Raw genomic sequence first — 18,033 nt, 5'->3', positions numbered from 1 at the left:
TACCCGGCCTACGGACCTGGAACACAAGCTTCACCCCCCTGCAATACAATCGACATCTGGCGCTTCTACTGTCTCAGCAGAACAGGAGGAGGAGCCACCATGTTTAGTCTCGACAGCGTTCTCGATGACCTTTGGCCGCAGGCAAAACCTGCACCCTGGCAAAAAAGCGTGTTAAAGAAGCTCTTATACGAAGCGGAATTTCAGCAATTTGCCGCCGACCACCGTCACCTGAAAGGGCTCGATATGGTGGAACAGATTCTGGAGCATCTTGATATCCTCTGTACCCTTCCGGCTCACGACCTCGAACAGATCCCCGCCCACGGCCCGCTGATTGTTATCGCGAATCACCCCACCGGTACGCTGGACGGACTGGCGCTGCTGTATGCCCTCTCCCGCGTGCGCCGGGACGTGAAAGTGGTGACCAACCGCATGCTGACGCATCTGGCACCGTTGAGTGCGCTGTTTATTCCGGTGGATAACATGGGCGGACGGACAGGGAAATCGTCGTTCGCCCTGATGGAGCAGCAGCTGCAAAATGGTGGGGTGCTGATCTTCTTCCCGGCGGGGGAGGTCTCCCGCCCCACGCGCACCGGGATCCACGATAAAAAGTGGCACCCCGGCTTTATCAAACTGGCGGGCAAATTCCGCGCCCCGCTGCTGCCGATTAATATCCCCGCCCGCAACAGCCTGCTGTTTTATGCCACCACCCTGCTCTCGCCGCAGCTGTCGATGCTGCTGCTGATGCAGCAGATGTTTCGCCGTCGCCACAGCCGCCTGCCGGTGAAAATCGGCCAGCAGATCGGCTGGCACCACTGGTACAGCCCCACGCTCTCCGCCCGGGAGCTGGCCGAGCAGTGCCGCCAGCACGTGCTGCGCCTCGGCAAGGGACTGCCGGGTGTGTTCAAAACCGAGTCCGCCATTGCCCGCCCGGAAGACCGTGCCACCCTGAAGCGCGCCCTGGCGCAGGCGGAGCGTCTGGGCATTACCGCCGATGGCAAAAGCATCTATCTGTGGCAGCGCAACGGCCAGGAAGAGGTGCCGATCCTGCGCGAGCTGGGCCGACTGCGGGAGATTGCTTTTCGCGCCGTGGGCGAAGGCAGCGGTAAACGGCGCGATACCGATCGCTATGACGATGACTATCTGCACCTGATTTTATGGGATGACGACGATCTGGAGATTGTAGGCGCCTACCGCTTTATGCCGACCGCCTTCCAGGGACGGGATGCCCTCTACAGCCACAGCCTGTTTCACTACGGCGACGACATGGATGAGATCCTGGAGCACGGGATTGAACTGGGGCGCAGCTTTATTCAGCCGCGCTACTGGGGACGCCGCGGGCTCGACTACCTGTGGTCCGGCATTGGTGCTTATCTGGCGCGTTACCCGCACTATCGTTACCTGTTCGGACCGGTCTCCATCTCCGGGGGATTACCGCTCGCGGCGCGGGATCTGCTGGTGGCCTTTTACCGGCTCTGGTTCCCGGCCACTCATCCGCTGGCGACCTCGCGCCGCCCGTACCCCGCCTCATTGCCCGACGTGCTGGCGCAGTTTGGGGGCGAAGATTATGTGGAGGATCTGACCCGGCTGAAATCACTGCTTGGCAATCTGGGATGCGGCATCCCGCCGCTGTACAAGCAGTATTCCGAGCTGTGCGAGCCCGGCGGCGTGCAGTTTATCGATTTTGGCAGCGACCCGGCGTTCAACAACTGCGTGGACGGGCTGGTGCTGGTGGATTTGTGTTATCTGAAAGCCAGCCGTTATCAGCGGTATATCGAAGCCCATTTGTAGCGCCCGGTGGCGGCTTCGCCTTACCGGGCCTACGGGTGCCTCTGTCATGGGGCACGATAAAATGGCTTATCCCCTAAAATCGTTGCCCGCTGCATTATCCGCCGCTGCGGCAGGTAATCGGCATTGGCGTAATGCTGCGTCACCCGGTTATCCCAGATCGCCAGATCGTTCTCCTGCCAGCGCCAGCGCACCTGAAACTCCGGTTTGGTGATATGGGCGAAGAGGAAACCTAACAGCGCCTCGCTCTCTTTCTCGCTCAGGTCAACAATTCGCGTGGTGAAGCCTTCGTTGACGAACAGCGCCTGCTTGCCGCTCACCGGATGGGTGCGCACCACCGGGTGCAGCAGCGGCAGATGCTTTGCCACCGCCTCCCGCCAGCGCTGGTGCTCCTCTTCCGTTTTACGGTACTTATACTCCGGGAACGATTTTTTGAAATCGTGCTCCGCCCGCAGGCCGCTCAGCAGCTGCTGGAACGGGGTGGATAACGCCTCAAAGGCGGCAATTCCACTGGCCCACAGCGTATCTCCCCCGCTCTGCGGCAGCTGTTTCGCCGCGAGGATCGCCCCGGCGGGCGGGGTCTCGATAAAGGTGACATCGGTATGCCAGTTGTCGTTATCCGGTGGATTATCGTTATGGGTATCCAGCACGATGATCTCCTCCACCCCCTCGGCATGGGGATAGACCGGGTGGATATGCAGATCGCCGAACCGCAGCGCCAGGGCGCGCTGCTGCTGGGGCGTCACCGCCTGCTCGCGCAGGAATACCACCTGATGGCGCAACACCGCGTGATAGAGCTGCTCAAACTGGTTATCGCTTAATGGGCGGGTCACATCCAGCCCGGAAATTTGCGCGCCGATATACGGCCCCAGCGGGGTAATGGTCAGACGTTCACTCATTGTATCTCTCCATGCCAGGGCGTCAGGCGGCGCTGTAGCGCGCGCAGCCCCAGTTCTAATCCGAAGGCGATCACGGCGATCGCCGCGATCCCTGCCAGTACCACGTCCGTCGCCAGGAACTCCCCCGCCGACTGGACCATAAAGCCTAATCCGCGCGTGGCGGCGATGAGCTCAGCCGCCACCAGCGTTGACCAGCCGACGCCGAGGCCGATGCGCAGCCCGGTCAGGATCTCCGGCAGCGCGCCGGGCAAAATCACAAACCACAGCACCTGCGCACGGCTGGCGCCCAGCGACTGCGCCGCGCGGATCCGCACCTGCTGGGCGCTTTTGACCCCCGCCAGCGCAGACATTGCCACCGGGGCGAAAATCGCCAGGTAGATCAGCAGGATCTTCGAGGTCTCGCCGATGCCAAACCAGATCACCATCAGGGGCAGATACGCCAGCGGCGGTACCGGACGATAAAGTTCGATCAGCGGATCGAGAATGCCCCGCACCGTCGGGCTCAAGCCCATCGCAATGCCCACCGGGATCCCGACGATCGTCGCCGCCAGCAGCGCCACCAGAATGCGCTCCAGACTGGCCGCCAGATGCTGCCACAGAGTGGCATCCATAAACCCTTGCGGACCGGCGATGGTAAAGAGTTTCCCCAGCACCTGGCCCGGCGGCGGCAGGAAGAGCGGGCTTATCCACTGCGCCGCCGCCACTGCCCACCACACCGCAAGCAGCACCAACAGGGTGGTGACGCTGAGCGTCAACGAGCGGGAAAAGGGCCAGCGCAGGGTCAGCCGTTTGCGCGCCGTTTTGTCATTGACCACAATGCTCATGAGAAGGCCTCCCGCTGTTCAAACACGCGGCTCAGCACATATTCGCGCCGGGCAATAAAATCGGGGTCGGACTTGATGCTGCGCACCGGCTCGCCCGCCACGAAGCGGCGGGCAAAGTTGAGCGGCAGACGCTCCAGCACCCGCCCCGGCCCCGGCGAGAGCAGCACCAGCTCGGTGGCCATAAACACCGCTTCTTCGATGTCGTGAGTGATGAGTAGCACCTGCTTGCCGGTCTCATGCCACAGGCGTAGCAGCAGAGTTTGCATCTGCTCGCGGGTAAAGGCGTCCAGCGCACCGAAAGGTTCATCCAGCAGCAACAGTTGCGGATTGGCCGCCAGCGCCCGGGCGATGCCGACGCGCTGACGCTGGCCGCCGGAGAGCTGCCAGATAAAGCGTTTTTCCGCCCCCTCCAGCCCGACTTTTTTCAGCATCTCCCGTGCGGTTGCCAGCCGCTCATCACGCGACGTGCCCGCCAGTTGTAGCCCGAAGGCGACGTTCTCCTGCACGTTACGCCAGGGCAGCAACCCTTCGTTCTGAAAGACCACACCGCGCTCGGCACCGGGTCCCACTACCTTTTTCCCTGCCAGCTGGATAGCGCCATGCTGATAAGGTACAAACCCGGCGATCAGATTCAGCAGCGTGGTCTTCCCGCAGCCGGACGGACCGAGCACCACCAGCAGCTCGCCGCTGTCCAGCGTCAGGTTGATATCCTCCAGCGCAGGCTTGCCAGCGTAATCGGCGTAGAGATTTGTAATATTCAGCATCCGGCCCTCCTTACTTCACAAAGCGATCGGTGACGTACTGGCTGTAGTCCGCCGCCACCGCGGGCACTTTGCCCTGCTCTTTCAGGAAGCCTGCGGTATCAACAATCGCTTTATTCACCGGGCCTGACAGCTGCTGCAACTGCTGGGCAGGCGTCAGGTAGGTATTGCCTTTCACCAGACCCGGCACGTCGGCTTCCGGCACCCCGCTCAGGCGGGCCAGTTTTTCGATATTGGCGGGCTGTTTCAGCCATTCATCCGGGTTGGCAATGTAGGGCTGCTGAGCGTCGATGGCGCTTCTGGCGAAGGCTTTCACCACCTCCGGGTGTTTCTCGGCAAAGTCTTTACGCACCACCCACACGTCGAGGGTTGGCGATCCCCACTGGCCCACCTGGGCGGAGTCGGTCAGCACGCTGCCGTCCTTTTGCAGTTCGTTTACCGCCGGGGACCAGACATAAGCCCCGTCGATATCGCCACGCTGCCAGGCGGCGATGATCGCCGGAGGTTGCAGGTTGATGATCTCCACCTGGCCCGGTTTGATCCCCCAGTGTTTCAGGGCGGCGAGGAGGCTGTAGTGGGTGGTGGAGATAAAGGGCACCGCGATGCGTTTGCCGATCAGATCGTCTGGCTTCATGATGTTTTTCTTCACCACCAGCGCTTCGGAATTACCGAGCTGCGAGGCCAGCAGGAAAACTTCAATCGGCACCTGCTGACTGGCGGCCACCGCCAGCGGGCTGGAGCCGAGATTGCCAATCTGCACGTCGCCGGAGGCCAGCGCCCGCACGATGGCCGCGCCGCTGTCGAACTTACGCCAGTCCACGTTGGCGCCGCTCGTTTTCTCAAAGGTTTTATCCGCCTGGGCCACTTTCGCGGGCTCAGCGGAAGTTTGATACGCAACGGTGACATCTACCGCCTGCGCCTGGAATACCCACAGCGCCAGGGCGCCGAGTAAGGTGATACGCGATGAAATTGCCATGGTGTCTGCTCCCCTCTGTTGTTATGGAGGCAGTATTTCCGCGGCGAGAATTTTGATAAAGGAATTAAAAAGCATCGTTAATGCCGAATCGTTTTTAGAAAAAAAGCGGCAATAGATAGTTGGATTTTAGGGATTGGGGTGAGGGCTATTTGACTCGTGTGGGCAAAGAAATATGTAACGGTAGAGGTAGTTCCGTTCACTTCACGGTCCGTGCTGCTCTGGTATACCAGAACCGGTGAACGTGCCAGGGGGGTGGCGGCTACGCCTTACCCGGTCTACTTTACTACCCAAACCTTTATTGCAATTTTGTTACATCCGTTACATAACCGCAGCTGCACAATTGCCAGCCAACCATTGACAGGCATCATAGGCGAATGACTTCGTAAAGGTATCTGAGATGATCAAAGTGGTGCTGGTGGACGACCATGTGGTGGTGCGTTCCGGGTTCGCCCAGCTGTTAAATCTGGAAGACGATCTGGTGGTGGAAGGCCAGTACAGCAGCGCCGCAGAGGCCTGGGCCGCCCTTAGCCGCGAGGCCATCGATGTGGCGGTGCTCGACGTCGCCATGCCCGATGAGAACGGCCTGAGCCTGCTCAAACGCCTGCGCCAGCAGCGCCCGGGATTTCGCGCCATTATCCTCAGCATCTACGACACCCCCGCCTTTGTGCAGAGCGCGCTGGACGCCGGGGCCAGCGGCTATCTCACCAAGCGCTGCGGCCCGGAGGAGCTGGTCCAGGCTGTCCGATCCGTCGGCATGGGCGGCCATTATCTGTGTGCCGATGCGGTTAAAGCCCTGCGCGGCGGTGAGCCGGTATCACAGGCGCTGGCGGTACTGACCCCGCGCGAGAAAGAGGTGTTCGAGCTGCTGGTCCAGGGCAAAAGCGTGAAGGAGATTGCCTTCCAGCTTGAGCTCAGCCACAAAACTGTCCATGTTCATCGCGCCAACGTGCTGGGCAAACTGCAGTGCAGCAGCACCATTGAGCTGGTGCACTTTGCCCTCGATCACCAACTGCTGACGGGCCACTAATGCGGCGCTCCCTGCGGCACATCATCCTCTCGCTGTTTATTATGCTGGCCTGGGGCACCGGCTGGCTGATGCTGTGGACGCTGAGCTTTTACCTCACCCGCAACGGGCAGCAGGCGGCGCTGTTTTTGCCTCAGGGCGTCTATCTGGCGCTGCTGATTGTGCTTTCGCGCCGCTTCTGGCCGGCGCTGATCCTCCCTCCGCTGGCGGCGATGTTCTGGCTGCACGGCGAACAGCTGCTGACTCATCACCTGATGCTGGTGGTGCCGCTGATGGGCACCGTCTGCGCGTGGCTGGCGCAGCACTACTGGCACCGCTATCCCCTCTACTGGCAGCGTCTGTCGCTGCTGATCGCGGCAGTGACCCTCAATGCCCTGCTCCAGACCCTGATCCTGGCGCCATTCCTTGAAAGCCCGGCCACCCTGCTGGTGCTGGCCTCCTTTACCGGCGGGGTGCTGCTGACGCCGTTCGTCTACCTCGTGTTTGAGTTTTTGCGCCAGCAGCATCGCTACCATCTGCTGGGGCTCGATACCAGCAACCCGCCGCTGCGCACCTCGCTTATCATCTGGTGTAGCCTCTTTTTTATCATCGGTATCGGCACCCAGATGGTGCTCTCACCCTCCCTGGAGCGACTGCTGCTGATTGTGGTGTTTCTGCCCAACGTGGTGATGGCGTGGAAGTTCGGCTGGCAGGGAGGCGTGCTCTCCGGGCTGCTGGGCAGCATGATGATCACCATTGCCCGTCAGGTCGGCGTAGGGTTCAGCGATCTGCTGGAGCTGGAAATTTTTCTCGCCACCCAGTCGCTGCTGGGGATTGGGCTGGGGATCGCTATCAGCCGCCAGCAACATCTGGCGATGAACCTCGATCACTATCGTCGTCGGCTGGAGGCAGAATTGCAGGCCCGACGCGAGCTGACCGAAAAGCTGATCCATACCGAAGAAGATACCCGCAAGCACCTGGCCCGGGAGCTGCACGACGAGATTGGGCAGAACATCACCGCCATTCAGATCCAGTCCCAGCTGGTAAAACGGGCGGGGGATAATCCGCAGGCGTTAGAGGCCGCCGGGCAGATCAACGAGCTGGCCCGCCGCATTCACCACTCCACCCGCCAGCTGCTGCGCCAGCTTCGCCCCCCGGTGCTGGACGAGCTCTCCCTGAACGAGGCGCTGCACCACCTGGTGAACGAGTTCGCCTTTGCCGAGCGCGGCATTCAGTGTCGGTTTGACTACCGGCTCACCGCTCCGCCGCAGAGTGAAACCCTGGTCTTCACCCTCTATCGCTTACTCCAGGAGCTGCTGAATAACGTCAGCAAACATGCCGATGCCAGCGAGGTCAGCGTCCTGCTCTGTGAGCAGGATAACCAGCTGCGGCTGGAGGTTAAGGATAACGGCAACGGTATCAGCATGCAGCCGATCCCCGGCTTCGGCATCCAGGGGATGCGCGAGCGGGTGCATGCCCTGGGCGGCGAGTTCACCCTGGAGTCCCAGGGCGGCACACGCGTAATTGTTAACCTGCCCACAGTTTTGCAACAAACACACCGCTAACCAGGAAAAAGTCTTAGTCACGCCAGACTTTCTCTCATCCCTTTTTCGTCGCGCTTTCATACAGTCATTGCAAATGGAGAACGCCATGCCCGCACTGTCAGCTGAACAGGTTACACAACGCTACCGCCGGCTGCGCCCGCGACTGCTGCTCTGCATGGTCACTGGCTACGCCGCGTTTTACCTGACGCGTAAAAGCCTCAACTACGTGCTGCCCGCATTGCAGTTGGATCTGGGGTTAAGCAAGAGCGATATCGGCCTGATCGGATCGCTGTTCTACCTCAGCTACGGCCTGTCGAAATTTGCCGCCGGACTGTGGCACGACAGCAAGGGCCAGCGGGCGTTTATGGGCATCGGCCTGATGGCGACCGGGGTACTGAACGTGCTGTTCGCCTTCGGCGACTCCCTGCCCCTGCTGCTGTTTATCTGGACGCTGAACGGCTTCTTTCAGGGATGGGGATGGCCGCCCTGCGCCAGGTTGCTCACCCACTGGTATTCGCGCAACGAGCGCGGCTTCTGGTGGGGGTGCTGGAACACCTCCATCAACATCGGCGGGGCGATTATTCCGCTGATCTGCGCCTTCGCCGCCCATCGCTGGGGCTGGCAGGCGGCGATGCTGACACCGGGGATCATCAGTATCGTGCTCGGCCTGTGGCTGACCACACAACTGCGGGGCACACCGCAGGAAGAGGGTCTGCCCACGGTCGGGGAGTGGCGCAACGATCCGCTGGAGTTGCGCCAGGAGCAGCAGAGCCCGCCGATGGGGCTGTGGCAGATGTTACGCACCACCATGCTGCAAAACCCGATGATCTGGCTGCTCGGGGCCTCCTATGTGCTGGTCTATCTGATCCGCATTGCCCTCAACGACTGGGGCAACATCTGGCTGGCGGAGAGCCACGGGGTGAACCTGCTGAGCGCCAACGCCACGGTGATGCTGTTCGAGGTGGGCGGCCTGCTGGGGGCACTCTTCGCCGGATGGGGGTCGGATCTGCTGTTCAGCGGCCAGCGGGCGCCGATGATTTTACTGTTTACGCTGGGGCTGATGGTGTCGGTCGCCGCCCTGTGGCTGGCCCCGGTTCACCACTACGCCCTGCTGGCGATGTGCTTTTTTACGGTGGGATTTTTTGTCTTTGGTCCGCAGATGCTCATCGGCCTTGCCGCCGTGGAGTGCGGGCACAAGCAGGCAGCAGGCTCGATTACCGGTTTTCTTGGCGTGTTTGCCTATCTGGGGGCGGCGCTGGCCGGGTGGCCGCTGTCGCAGGTTATCGAACGCTACGGCTGGTCGGGAATGTTCAGTTTGCTCTCCATCGCCGCCGTACTGATGGGTTTACTCCTGATGCCGCTGCTGATGGCGGGCATCACCGCTTCTCGCAGTCACATAACGTCATAAAAAGGGCTGAATAATGAAAACAACGCTTCTCTCTACCCTCATTGCTTCCGGGATCGCGCTGGCAACCTTAACCGGTGCCGCACAGGCCAAAGGCCGCCTGGTGGTCTACTGCAGCGCCACCAACGAAATGTGCGAGGCCGAAACCAAAGCGTTTGGCGACAAGTACGACGTCAAAACCTCGTTTATCCGCAACGGCTCCGGCAGTACGCTGGCGAAAGTGGATGCCGAGAAGAAAAACCCGCAGGCTGACGTCTGGTACGGCGGCACCCTGGACCCGCAGTCTCAGGCCGGTGAGATGGGGCTGCTGCAGCCGTACAAATCGAAAAACCTGGAGCAGATCATGGAGAAATTCCGCGATCCGGCCAAGGTGAAAGGCAACCTCTCCTCTGCGGTGTACGTGGGCATTCTGGGCTTTGGCGTCAACACCCAGCGCCTGAAAGAGAAAAACCTGCCGGTACCGCAGTGCTGGAAAGATCTGACCAAACCGGAGTACAAGGGCGAGATCCAGATTGCCGATCCGCAAAGCTCCGGCACCGCCTATACCGCGCTGGCGACCTTCGTCCAGCTGTGGGGGGAAGACCAGGCTTTCGACTACCTCAAACAGCTGAACGGCAACGTCTCCCAGTACACCAAATCGGGCATCGCCCCGGCGCGTAACGCCGCCCGCGGTGAAACGGCCATCGGCATCGGCTTCCTGCACGACTACTCGCTGGAAAAAGAGCAGGGCGCACCGCTGGAGCTGATCTCCCCGTGCGAAGGCACCGGGTATGAGATTGGCGGCGTCAGCATCCTGAAAGGGGCGCGCAACGAAGAGAACGCGAAGCTCTTCGTGGATTGGGTGCTGTCGAAAGAGGCCCAGGAGCTGGCGTGGAAGCAGGGCAAGTCCTATCAGATCCTGACCAACACCACCGCAGAGACCTCGCCGAACTCGCTGAAGCTCGATGACCTGAAGCTCATCAGCTACGACATGGATAAGTACGGATCGACGGACGTGCGTAAAGCGTTGATCAACAAGTGGGTCAGCGACGTGAAGATGGGTAAATAAGCCCGCTATTGCTCCTTTGCCGGGTGGCGCTACGCTTACCCGGCCTACAACACCGGAATACCTATGTCACAGACACTCGCTCTCCATCCCGTAAAAAAACGGGATGCGGTCTTCCTTTGGGTTTTTGTTAGCTGGCTGGCGTTTGCCCTTCTGCCGAGCTGGAGCCTGGATTACGGCCTGCTGGAGTCCACCGGCGACGAGATCCTCGACGCCTACAGTTGGTCTCACTTCAACATCAGCTGGCTGTGGTATCTGCTCCCCACCCTGCTGCTGGTGCGCCCGTTCACCGAGGCGAAGCGCGAGCAGCGTAGCCGCCACTACCTCGACGCCGGCTGGGCGCTGCTGTGCATGGCCTTTGTGGTCATCAGCGCCACCCTCGAAGGACGCGGCCTGGGCTACGCCATCATCGTGCTGTTTGTAGCGCTGGGGGCGATCATGACCCTGGCCCTGACCCGCCTCGAGTGGCTGGGCGGCGACCGCTTTGTCATCGGCTCGCTGATTACCATCGTCGCCCTGATCGGCATCTTTATCGTCTGGCCGAGCATCGCCATCTTTATTCCGATGTTCACCAACGACGCCGGGGAGTTCGCGCCGCTGGCGTTTATGAATGTGCTCTCCCAGGCGCATATCATCCAGGTGATCATCAACTCGATCCTGCTCTCGATCGCCGTCGGCATCGGCTGCACCTTCTTCGGCCTGGTGCTGGCGATCTACACCACCCGCATCGCCAGACGCAGCGCCATTATTGGCCGTATTTTCTCCATCCTGCCGATTGTTACCCCGCCGTTCGTGGTAGGTCTCGGCGTGACGCTGATGATGGGTCGCTCCGGCTATATTACGGAGCTGATGGTGGACTGGTTTGGGCTGACCAATACCAACTGGCTGTATGGCTTCACCGGTATCTGGCTGGCGCAAGTGCTGGCCTTTACGCCGATGGCCTTTATGATCCTCGACGGGGCGATCAAGACCATTCATCCGTCGCTGGAGGAGGCGTCGTACACCCTGCGCGCCAGCCGCTGGCAGACCTTTAACGGCGTCTTTGTCCCGCTGCTCAAGCCCGCGCTGGCCAACGCCTTTTTGATTGTCATCGTCCAGTCGCTGGCCGACTTCAGTAACCCGCTGGTGCTGGGGGGTAACTTCGACGTGCTGGCGACGCAGATCTACTTCTACATCACCGGCTCTCAGCTCGACTATCAGGCCGCCAGCACCCTCGGCGCCTTTCTGCTGCTCTTCTCCCTGCTGGTGTTCTGCATTCAGTATATGTGGATCGGCAAGCGCTCCTACGTCACCGTCTCCGGCAAGTCCTACCGCGGCGACGTCCAGCCCCTGCCGGTCACCCTGGTGTGGAGCGTGGTTGCCCTGCTGGCGGTGTGGATCGCCTTTAACGCCCTGCTTTACGGCAGCATTTTCTACGGCAGCTTTACCGTCAACTGGGGGGTGGATTACACCCTGACGCTGGATAACTTTATCAAGCTCTTCGGCCAGGGGATGAGCGACGGGGCATGGCCTTCACTGCTCGATACCCTGCTCTACGCCGGGATTGCGGCACCGATCACCGCCGCCTTCGGTCTGCTGATCGCCTGGGTGGTGGTGCGCCAGCAGTTCAGGGGTAAAAAGACCATCGAGTTCACTACCATGCTCTGCTTTGCGGTACCGGGTACCGTGGCGGGGGTGTCATACATCCTCGCCTTTAACAGCGCCCCGGTCTACCTGACCGGCACCGCCGCCATCGTCATTATCTCCATGGTGATGCGTAACGTGCCGGTGGGCATTCGCGCCGGGATCGCGGGTTTGGGCCAGATCGATAAATCGCTGGACGAAGCCTCGCTGAGCCTGCGCGCCGGGAGCCTGCGCACCATTACGCACATTCTGCTGCCGCTGCTGCGCCCGGCCATTCTGTCGGCGCTGATCTACAGCTTTGTGCGCGCCATTACCACCGTCAGCGCCATTGTGTTCCTCGTCACGCCGGATACCCGGGTGGCAACGGCCTACATTCTGAACCGCGTGGAAGACGGCGAATACGGCGTGGCGATTGCCTACGGCTCGATCCTGATTGTGGTCATGCTGGCGATCATTTTCCTCTTTGACTGGCTCATCGGTGAGGCGCGTATCTCCCGTTCAAAAGCCAAAAACCAGGCGTAACACTATGACTCAGAAACATTTCGTTGAACTGCGTAACGTGACCAAGCGCTTTGGCGCCAACACGGTGATTGAAAACATCAACCTGGCGATCCCCCAGGGGCAGATGGTGACCCTGCTCGGCCCCTCCGGCTGCGGCAAAACCACGGTGCTGCGTCTGGTGGCGGGGCTGGAAAAACCCACCGACGGGCAGATCCTCATCGACGGCGAAGACGTGACCCACCGCTCCATTCAGCAGCGTGATATCTGCATGGTATTCCAGTCTTACGCCCTCTTCCCGCACATGTCGCTGGGGGAGAACGTCGGCTACGGCCTGAAGATGCTCGGCGTGTCGCGCGCGGAGATCAAATCCCGCGTCAAAGAGGCGCTGGCGATGGTGGATCTGGAGGGCTTCGAAGACCGCTATGTGGATCAGATCTCCGGCGGCCAGCAGCAGCGCGTGGCGCTCGCCCGCGCCCTGATCCTCAAACCGAAAGTGCTGCTGTTTGATGAGCCGCTGAGTAACCTCGACGCCAACCTGCGGCGCAGCATGCGGGATAAGATCCGCGAGCTGCAAAAGCAGTTCAACATCACCTCGCTGTATGTGACCCACGACCAGAGCGAGGCCTTTGCGGTCTCGGACACCGTGCTGGTGATGAACAAGGGCAACATCATGCAGATTGGCTCCCCGCAGGATCTCTATCGCCAGCCCGCGTCGCGCTTTATGGCGAGCTTTATGGGCGATGCCAACCTGTTCCCGGCCACCTTCACCCAGGATTACGTGGCGATCCACGGCTATCGCCTGCCGCGCCCGCTCCACTTTGCCGCCCAGGGGGCTGGCACCGTTGGGGTACGCCCGGAGGCGATCACCCTGAGCCAGCACGGCGAGACGAGTCAGCGCTGCGTGATCCGCCACGTCGCCTATATGGGGCCGCAGTATGAGGTGATTGTGGAGTGGCACGGGCAGGAGATTTTGTTGCAGGTGAACGCGACAAGGCTGCAGCCGGACGTGGGGGAAGAATATTTCCTGGAGATCCATCCGTATGGGATGTTTGTGCTGGCAGATGCGGCGTAAACGGCACCGTTTTGTTCCCTCTTCCTGTGGGAGAGGGCTGGGGTGAGGGGGAGCGTGCGGCTCCGGTGGTGGTTCCGGAGGCGTTAAAAGAAAGCCTGACGGTAAAGGATTTCCCGACCCGTCTCCCTGTGTTTGAGCCCGAGGCCGATCACCTCGGGCGCTACTGCCAGGTACTGACCCAGCAGTTGATCAGTGGCTCGCTCACCACGGACGTGGAAAGAGTCATCCAGAATCTGCCCGGAGAACGGGTCAGTTTCTACGCCGATACGCTCAAGATGCCGCGCTGGCTCAGAACCGATGAGGGGGTAATTGAACTCCTGGCGTAATGATTAATGCCCGGCGGCGCTGCGCTTGCCGGGCCTACGGTTGCCATTACCTGTTTCACTTAAAGCCTTTTAATTTTAAGCACTTTTCTGTAAACCACGCTTCCTCTCGCCTGTCGCATACTGTACGATTAACATACAAAACCAACAGCAATTAGAGGGATACTAAATGCCAGTTGATGAAAGTATAAAACCCACATCAGGAACACCGATTGTACCTGGTGGCGTCAGACAACTAACGATAGGTGAAATTGCATTAGCCAGGACTTTATTTGGTGGAAGTCTGATCTATAGCCGCATTTGGGTACATCGTGAAGGGTATTTACCATTCAACCTGCAACCTGTAGATGTTGCAATGGCTCCTGACGGCGAATTATGGTTTAGAGAGGGAACCTATTCACCGGATTTTTCTTTAGAAAGAGACCTGCAGAAGAAACACAGATTTATGCATGAAATGGTTCATGCATGGCAAGCACAAAAGGGAATGTTTGTGAGAACCAGAGGGTTATTCTCTCGCCTGGCTGATTATAGTTACAGTTTAGACAAAGCTGATTTCCTCCATTATGGGCTAGAACAACAAGCATCAATTGCCAGCGATTATTGGCTACTTCTTACCTATGGATTTAATAGTGATACGTTATATTTAACAGAATATAGAGATTATCATCCGAATGTATCCACTTATGAACTCATTAGAAAATACAAATCAGTCCTGAAAGGATTTCCGGGATGAAGAGATTACTCACATTACCTTTTATTGTTATCCTTACGGGTTGCCCTGGTGGAGGAAAACCAGCATCAATACATCGTAGCGTGTATATGCAAGATAACACCATCTGCTTTACTATAAACAAGAGTGATATTCTAAAACGTTATAGCATTTACTATTGGCCAAATAAAAAATACACAGTTATAGAAGCAAAAGATAATATATCTTTATCCTATCCTGACACATGTGTAAACGTTAAATTGCCAAAGGGATATAACTACAATATTGCATATAATTTAAATGGAGTCAGTTATTCTGATTCATTCTTTATCGACAACGATGGGAACAGATAATTATGTCACTACCAGCTTATTTATTTCTGTATGATGAAAATGGAATGCAAATTCCAGGAGATTGCATGGCTTTAGGCCGTGAGGGTGCAATAGAAGTTATGAATAGTAGTTACGGCGTAAGGCAGCCAGTAGACAGCAATACAGGAAACATGACAGGATGTAGACAACATAGTCCTGTAGTAATTCATAAACAACTTGATAAAACCAGCCCTTTCTTTGCTATCGCTGTGTGTGAGCAAAAGAGATTTCAAAAAGCGGTGCTTAAATATTATGAAATCGTAGAAGCAGGAATAGAGACGGAGATTTATAATATTAAGCTAGAGGGTGTTGTCGTTTCTTCTGTAGATTTCACTCATGTTTATTATCCTGGTAGTACTACCCCGAACATGCATGAAGTAGTGGGACTTAGATTCCGAGGTATTGAATGGAATTATGTAAGAGGAAATATTAAATATGATGATGCATGGATGAAGCCAGCAAAACCGAATGAGACGCAAAAATAAAGTAAATGGGGCAATCGTAGAGCCAGTCAGTGGCTTAAATGACTGGCATTACAAATTTGGTTGCCGTTTTCGTATTTGCTGCCTCTCCCATAGGGACAAAGGCTCCACAATATTTCTTAGGTCCTTAAAGCAAGCAACGTATGGTGAAAGGCCCCCTCTTCAGTCGAACGTTCCCTCATCACTCCAGCCCTCTCCATCAATGAAGAGAGAGCCGCCCGAGCAATGAATTTTTAACGAAAGTTCTTCAACCGAAACCGATAGTGCAGCGCTATTCTCAGCGCCGGGCAGTAATCTCAGCAATATCCTTCGGCGTCGTCCTGCAACACCCCCCAATCAGCTTCGCCCCTGCCGCTAACCACTGCGGCAAATACCCCGCCAGCGTCTCGCACGCTTCCCCGTGATGATACCAGGTTTTGCTCACCGCATCGTAATGCTCGCCCGAGTTCGGATAGACCACCAGCGGTAACGCGGTCAGGCTTTGCAGGTGTTGCAGCGCGGCGGTGGTCTTCTCCAGCGCGATACAGTTAATCCCCAGCGCAATCACCTGCGGATAAGTCGCCAGCACCGACACCACCTCGCGCAGCGGCGTGCCGTCGCTCAGGTGCTCGCTGTCGCGCAGCGTAAACGAGAACCACGCCCGGGCGCGCGGGTAGGCCGTCAGCAGATCCGCCAGAGCCTTAATTTCAGCAAACGATGGCAGGGTTTCGCAGGCCAGCAGATCCGCCCCGGCATCCAGCAACGCCTCTACCCGCGGACGATGAAAGGCGGTAAAGACCTCTGCGCTGCGTACATAATCGCCGCGGTATTCCGACCCGTCCGCCAGGAATGCGCCATAGGGCCCGACCGAACCGGCCACCAGCCGCGTGCCGGCCTGCGGGTTTTCCGCCAGATACGCTTCCCGCGCCTTGCGCGCCAGCTCAACGCTTTTGCTAATCAGCGCCCGGGAGTGCGCCTCGTCCAGCCCGCGGGCGGCAAACCCCTCCGGCGTGGCCTGATAGCTGGCGGTGATCGCCACCTGCGCCCCGGCACGGAAGTAGTCGAGGTGTACGTCGCGGATCAGCTCCGGGTCCTCCATTAATACCTTCGCCGACCACAGGCTGTCGGCCAGGTTACAGCCGCGCGCTTCCAGCTCCGTTGCCATCGCACCGTCCAGCACCACAAAGGGCTGGCTTTCAAGGAGGGCGGTAAGCGGATTATTCTGCGACATGTTCAGGCTCCTGGGTTTTCAGATTTTGAGTAAGGTAGTATGCGCCATAGCAGAGCGCCACAAACGGCAAACCACAGTAAAGGGCAATGCGCTGGCTCGGGTCAAAGGCCAGGCCAACGCAGGCCACCAGGCAGAGGATAAAGCCCAGCACCGGCACCAGCGGATACCACGGGGCGCGGTAGTGCAGATCGTCGAGCGGTTTACCGGCCTGCAGATGACGGCGGCGGAAGACAAAGTGCGAGGCGCAGATGCTGATCCACACCGCCACGACCGCAAAACCGGAAATCGCCGACAGCGCGACAAATACCGTATCCGGGGCCACCACGCTTGAGAAGAGTGCCAGCACGCCGCCGAGCATCGACACCGACAGCGCCGTCAGCGGCACGCCATTTTTATTCACCCGGGCAAAGCAGCGCGGCAGGGTATTTTCATTCGACAGGGACCACAGCATCCGCCCGGAAGCATACAGGCCAGAGTTGGCCGCCGAGAGGATCGCCGTCAGGATGACAAAGTTAACAATATCTGCGGCATACGGAATGCCCACCTTCTCAAACACCAGCACGAACGGGCTTTTTTCCACCCCGGCCTGCTGCATCGGGATCAGCGCCGCCAGCACGAAGACGGTGCCGATAAAGAAGATGATCAGGCGGGCAATGGTGGTACGAATGGCGACAGGAATCACCTTGTGCGGCTTTTCGGTTTCACCCGCCGCAATGCCGATCAGCTCGGTGCCGGAGAAGGCAAAGTTAACCGCCACCATGGTCATCAGGATCGGCAGGCCGCCGTGCGGGAACCAGCCTTCGGCGGTAAGGTTGCTGAGCCCCGGCGCGGGAGAACCGTCCTGCATCGGGATAAAGCCAAAGATGGCCGCGCCGCCCAGAACAATAAAGGCGATGATGGTGATCACTTTGACCAGCGAGAACCAGAACTCCCCTTCGGCAAAGAAGCGGGTCGAGATGACGTTGAGGGCAAAAATGACCGCGCAGAAGAGTACGCACCACACCCAGACCGGCACCTGCGGGAACCAGTACTGCATGCAGAATCCGGCGGCGGTAAAGCTCGATCCCAGCGCTACCGTCCAGGTGAGCCAGTAGAGCCACGCCACGGTGTAGCCGGTTGCCGGGCCGAGATAGCGCGCAGCATAGACGTGAAAGGCGCCGGTCTCCGGCATCGCCACGGAGAGTTCGCCGAGGCACTGCATCACCAGCCAGACCACCAGCGCGCCAATCAGATAGGCCAGCAGCGTGCCCGCCGCTCCGGTGGTGGAAATAATGTAACCCGTATTAAAAAAGAGCCCGGTGCCGATCACGCCGCCGAGGGAGAGCATGATCAGGTGGCGGGTCTTCATGGTGCGCTGTAGCTGTCCGTTTTGTTCTGTTTGCATATCACCTTCTATACGTATGGACATCTAAACATCCAAAAGAAGGTGTGTTTATACCGCGATTGTTAACAAATTGCTAGCCATGCACCAGACGAAGACGCGCGCGACGGGCGCTTAAA

At 58.8% G+C, this 18,033-nt stretch carries 17 protein-coding genes; 11 read left to right on the top strand and 6 right to left on the bottom strand.

The genetic code is table 11. The features are described from left to right. Nucleotides 1-99 precede the first annotated feature (99 nt). Nucleotides 100-1,788, top strand: coding sequence for a lysophospholipid acyltransferase family protein (locus B3X29_RS13795; RefSeq protein ID WP_159339698.1), 1,689 nt, complete (start codon nucleotides 100-102; stop codon nucleotides 1,786-1,788). Between the two features lie 44 nt (nucleotides 1,789-1,832). Here B3X29_RS13795 and tauD read toward each other — a convergent pair whose 3' ends face one another. From tauD to tauA, 4 genes are read right to left on the bottom strand one after another with little or no spacing between them, the layout of a single operon-like run. After that, entirely contained in the window at nucleotides 1,833-2,684 is an 852-nt protein-coding gene (tauD, locus tag B3X29_RS13790; protein WP_159339697.1) for a taurine dioxygenase, read from the bottom strand. Next, nucleotides 2,681-3,508, bottom strand: coding sequence for a taurine ABC transporter permease TauC (gene tauC / locus B3X29_RS13785; RefSeq protein WP_156653976.1), 828 nt, complete (start codon nucleotides 3,506-3,508; stop codon nucleotides 2,681-2,683). The genes tauD and tauC overlap by 4 nt, the downstream gene beginning before the upstream one ends. Continuing rightward, a complete protein-coding gene (gene tauB, locus B3X29_RS13780; RefSeq protein WP_159339696.1) occupies nucleotides 3,505-4,272 on the bottom strand; it encodes a taurine ABC transporter ATP-binding subunit in 768 nt (255 codons plus the stop codon). The genes tauC and tauB overlap by 4 nt, the downstream gene beginning before the upstream one ends. Before the next feature lie 10 nt (nucleotides 4,273-4,282). Continuing rightward, nucleotides 4,283-5,245: a taurine ABC transporter substrate-binding protein gene (gene tauA / locus B3X29_RS13775; protein ID WP_159339695.1), complete on the bottom strand. Its 963-nt coding sequence runs from the start codon at nucleotides 5,243-5,245 to the stop codon at nucleotides 4,283-4,285. A 397-nt stretch (nucleotides 5,246-5,642) separates the two neighbouring features. Here tauA and B3X29_RS13770 point away from each other — a divergent pair, with 397 nt between their 5' ends. The 10 genes from B3X29_RS13770 to B3X29_RS13725 all read left to right on the top strand — a co-directional run bounded on the left by B3X29_RS13770 (nucleotide 5,643) and on the right by B3X29_RS13725 (nucleotide 15,326). Beyond that, the gene (locus tag B3X29_RS13770; protein ID WP_156653973.1) at nucleotides 5,643-6,272 is read left to right on the top strand and encodes a response regulator transcription factor; all 630 of its coding nucleotides are present in this window, start codon (nucleotides 5,643-5,645) and stop codon (nucleotides 6,270-6,272) included. Further along, nucleotides 6,272-7,813, top strand: coding sequence for an MASE1 domain-containing sensor histidine kinase (locus B3X29_RS13765; RefSeq protein ID WP_159339694.1), 1,542 nt, complete (start codon nucleotides 6,272-6,274; stop codon nucleotides 7,811-7,813). Before B3X29_RS13770 ends, B3X29_RS13765 begins: the two co-directional genes overlap by 1 nt. 85 nt (nucleotides 7,814-7,898) lie before the next feature. Further along, complete coding sequence (gene uhpC / locus B3X29_RS13760) at nucleotides 7,899-9,200, top strand: MFS transporter family glucose-6-phosphate receptor UhpC (protein WP_156653971.1); 1,302 nt, start codon at nucleotides 7,899-7,901, stop codon at nucleotides 9,198-9,200. A 13-nt stretch (nucleotides 9,201-9,213) separates the two neighbouring features. Then, nucleotides 9,214-10,245, top strand: coding sequence for an ABC transporter substrate-binding protein (locus B3X29_RS13755; RefSeq protein WP_032616757.1), 1,032 nt, complete (start codon nucleotides 9,214-9,216; stop codon nucleotides 10,243-10,245). A gap of 63 nt (nucleotides 10,246-10,308) precedes the next feature. Continuing rightward, a complete protein-coding gene (locus B3X29_RS13750) occupies nucleotides 10,309-12,387 on the top strand; it encodes an ABC transporter permease (RefSeq protein WP_159339693.1) in 2,079 nt (692 codons plus the stop codon). Between the two features lie 4 nt (nucleotides 12,388-12,391). Further along, nucleotides 12,392-13,438 carry a ferric ABC transporter ATP-binding protein gene (fbpC, locus tag B3X29_RS13745; protein ID WP_159339692.1) on the top strand — a complete coding sequence of 349 codons (1,047 nt, stop codon included), beginning with the start codon at nucleotides 12,392-12,394 and terminating at the stop codon, nucleotides 13,436-13,438. Between the two features lie 11 nt (nucleotides 13,439-13,449). Next, complete coding sequence (locus tag B3X29_RS13740) at nucleotides 13,450-13,764, top strand: hypothetical protein (RefSeq protein WP_139156320.1); 315 nt, start codon at nucleotides 13,450-13,452, stop codon at nucleotides 13,762-13,764. Between the two features lie 166 nt (nucleotides 13,765-13,930). Continuing rightward, the gene (locus B3X29_RS13735) at nucleotides 13,931-14,494 is read left to right on the top strand and encodes a type IV secretion protein Rhs (RefSeq protein ID WP_103178413.1); all 564 of its coding nucleotides are present in this window, start codon (nucleotides 13,931-13,933) and stop codon (nucleotides 14,492-14,494) included. After that, nucleotides 14,491-14,823, top strand: a complete 333-nt coding sequence (locus B3X29_RS13730; RefSeq protein ID WP_159339691.1) for a putative T6SS immunity periplasmic lipoprotein — start codon at nucleotides 14,491-14,493, stop codon at nucleotides 14,821-14,823. Before B3X29_RS13735 ends, B3X29_RS13730 begins: the two co-directional genes overlap by 4 nt. A gap of 2 nt (nucleotides 14,824-14,825) precedes the next feature. Continuing rightward, nucleotides 14,826-15,326 (top strand): Hcp family type VI secretion system effector, encoded by a 501-nt coding sequence (locus tag B3X29_RS13725; RefSeq protein ID WP_103178412.1) that lies wholly within the window; start codon nucleotides 14,826-14,828, stop codon nucleotides 15,324-15,326. A 274-nt stretch (nucleotides 15,327-15,600) separates the two neighbouring features. Here B3X29_RS13725 and mmuM read toward each other — a convergent pair whose 3' ends face one another. Together mmuM and mmuP are read right to left on the bottom strand one after the other, a co-directional pair. Further along, complete coding sequence (mmuM, locus tag B3X29_RS13720; RefSeq protein ID WP_290554719.1) at nucleotides 15,601-16,533, bottom strand: homocysteine S-methyltransferase; 933 nt, start codon at nucleotides 16,531-16,533, stop codon at nucleotides 15,601-15,603. Then, nucleotides 16,520-17,917, bottom strand: a complete 1,398-nt coding sequence (gene mmuP / locus B3X29_RS13715; RefSeq protein WP_159339689.1) for an S-methylmethionine permease — start codon at nucleotides 17,915-17,917, stop codon at nucleotides 16,520-16,522. The genes mmuM and mmuP overlap by 14 nt, the downstream gene beginning before the upstream one ends. Nucleotides 17,918-18,033 lie beyond the last annotated feature (116 nt).

This window comes from Leclercia sp. UBA5076 (assembly GCF_002416465.1).
Lineage (GTDB): Bacteria > Pseudomonadota > Gammaproteobacteria > Enterobacterales > Enterobacteriaceae > Enterobacter.
The sequence above is the reverse complement of the archived record's forward strand: the minus strand, read 5'-3'. Positions and strand labels throughout refer to the sequence as shown.

Coding starts and splice junctions, on each gene's coding strand:
- uhpC (WP_156653971.1), top strand. CDS start 7,899: ATGCCCGCACTGTCAGCTGAACAGGTTACACAACGCTACCGCCGGCTG.
- tauA (WP_159339695.1), bottom strand. CDS start 5,245: ATGGCAATTTCATCGCGTATCACCTTACTCGGCGCCCTGGCGCTGTGG.
- B3X29_RS13795 (WP_159339698.1), top strand. CDS start 100: ATGTTTAGTCTCGACAGCGTTCTCGATGACCTTTGGCCGCAGGCAAAA.
- B3X29_RS13735 (WP_103178413.1), top strand. CDS start 13,931: ATGCCAGTTGATGAAAGTATAAAACCCACATCAGGAACACCGATTGTA.
- mmuM (WP_290554719.1), bottom strand. CDS start 16,533: ATGTCGCAGAATAATCCGCTTACCGCCCTCCTTGAAAGCCAGCCCTTT.
- mmuP (WP_159339689.1), bottom strand. CDS start 17,917: ATGCAAACAGAACAAAACGGACAGCTACAGCGCACCATGAAGACCCGC.
- B3X29_RS13725 (WP_103178412.1), top strand. CDS start 14,826: ATGTCACTACCAGCTTATTTATTTCTGTATGATGAAAATGGAATGCAA.
- fbpC (WP_159339692.1), top strand. CDS start 12,392: ATGACTCAGAAACATTTCGTTGAACTGCGTAACGTGACCAAGCGCTTT.
- B3X29_RS13750 (WP_159339693.1), top strand. CDS start 10,309: ATGTCACAGACACTCGCTCTCCATCCCGTAAAAAAACGGGATGCGGTC.
- tauD (WP_159339697.1), bottom strand. CDS start 2,684: ATGAGTGAACGTCTGACCATTACCCCGCTGGGGCCGTATATCGGCGCG.
- tauC (WP_156653976.1), bottom strand. CDS start 3,508: ATGAGCATTGTGGTCAATGACAAAACGGCGCGCAAACGGCTGACCCTG.
- tauB (WP_159339696.1), bottom strand. CDS start 4,272: ATGCTGAATATTACAAATCTCTACGCCGATTACGCTGGCAAGCCTGCG.
- B3X29_RS13770 (WP_156653973.1), top strand. CDS start 5,643: ATGATCAAAGTGGTGCTGGTGGACGACCATGTGGTGGTGCGTTCCGGG.
- B3X29_RS13730 (WP_159339691.1), top strand. CDS start 14,491: ATGAAGAGATTACTCACATTACCTTTTATTGTTATCCTTACGGGTTGC.
- B3X29_RS13765 (WP_159339694.1), top strand. CDS start 6,272: ATGCGGCGCTCCCTGCGGCACATCATCCTCTCGCTGTTTATTATGCTG.
- B3X29_RS13755 (WP_032616757.1), top strand. CDS start 9,214: ATGAAAACAACGCTTCTCTCTACCCTCATTGCTTCCGGGATCGCGCTG.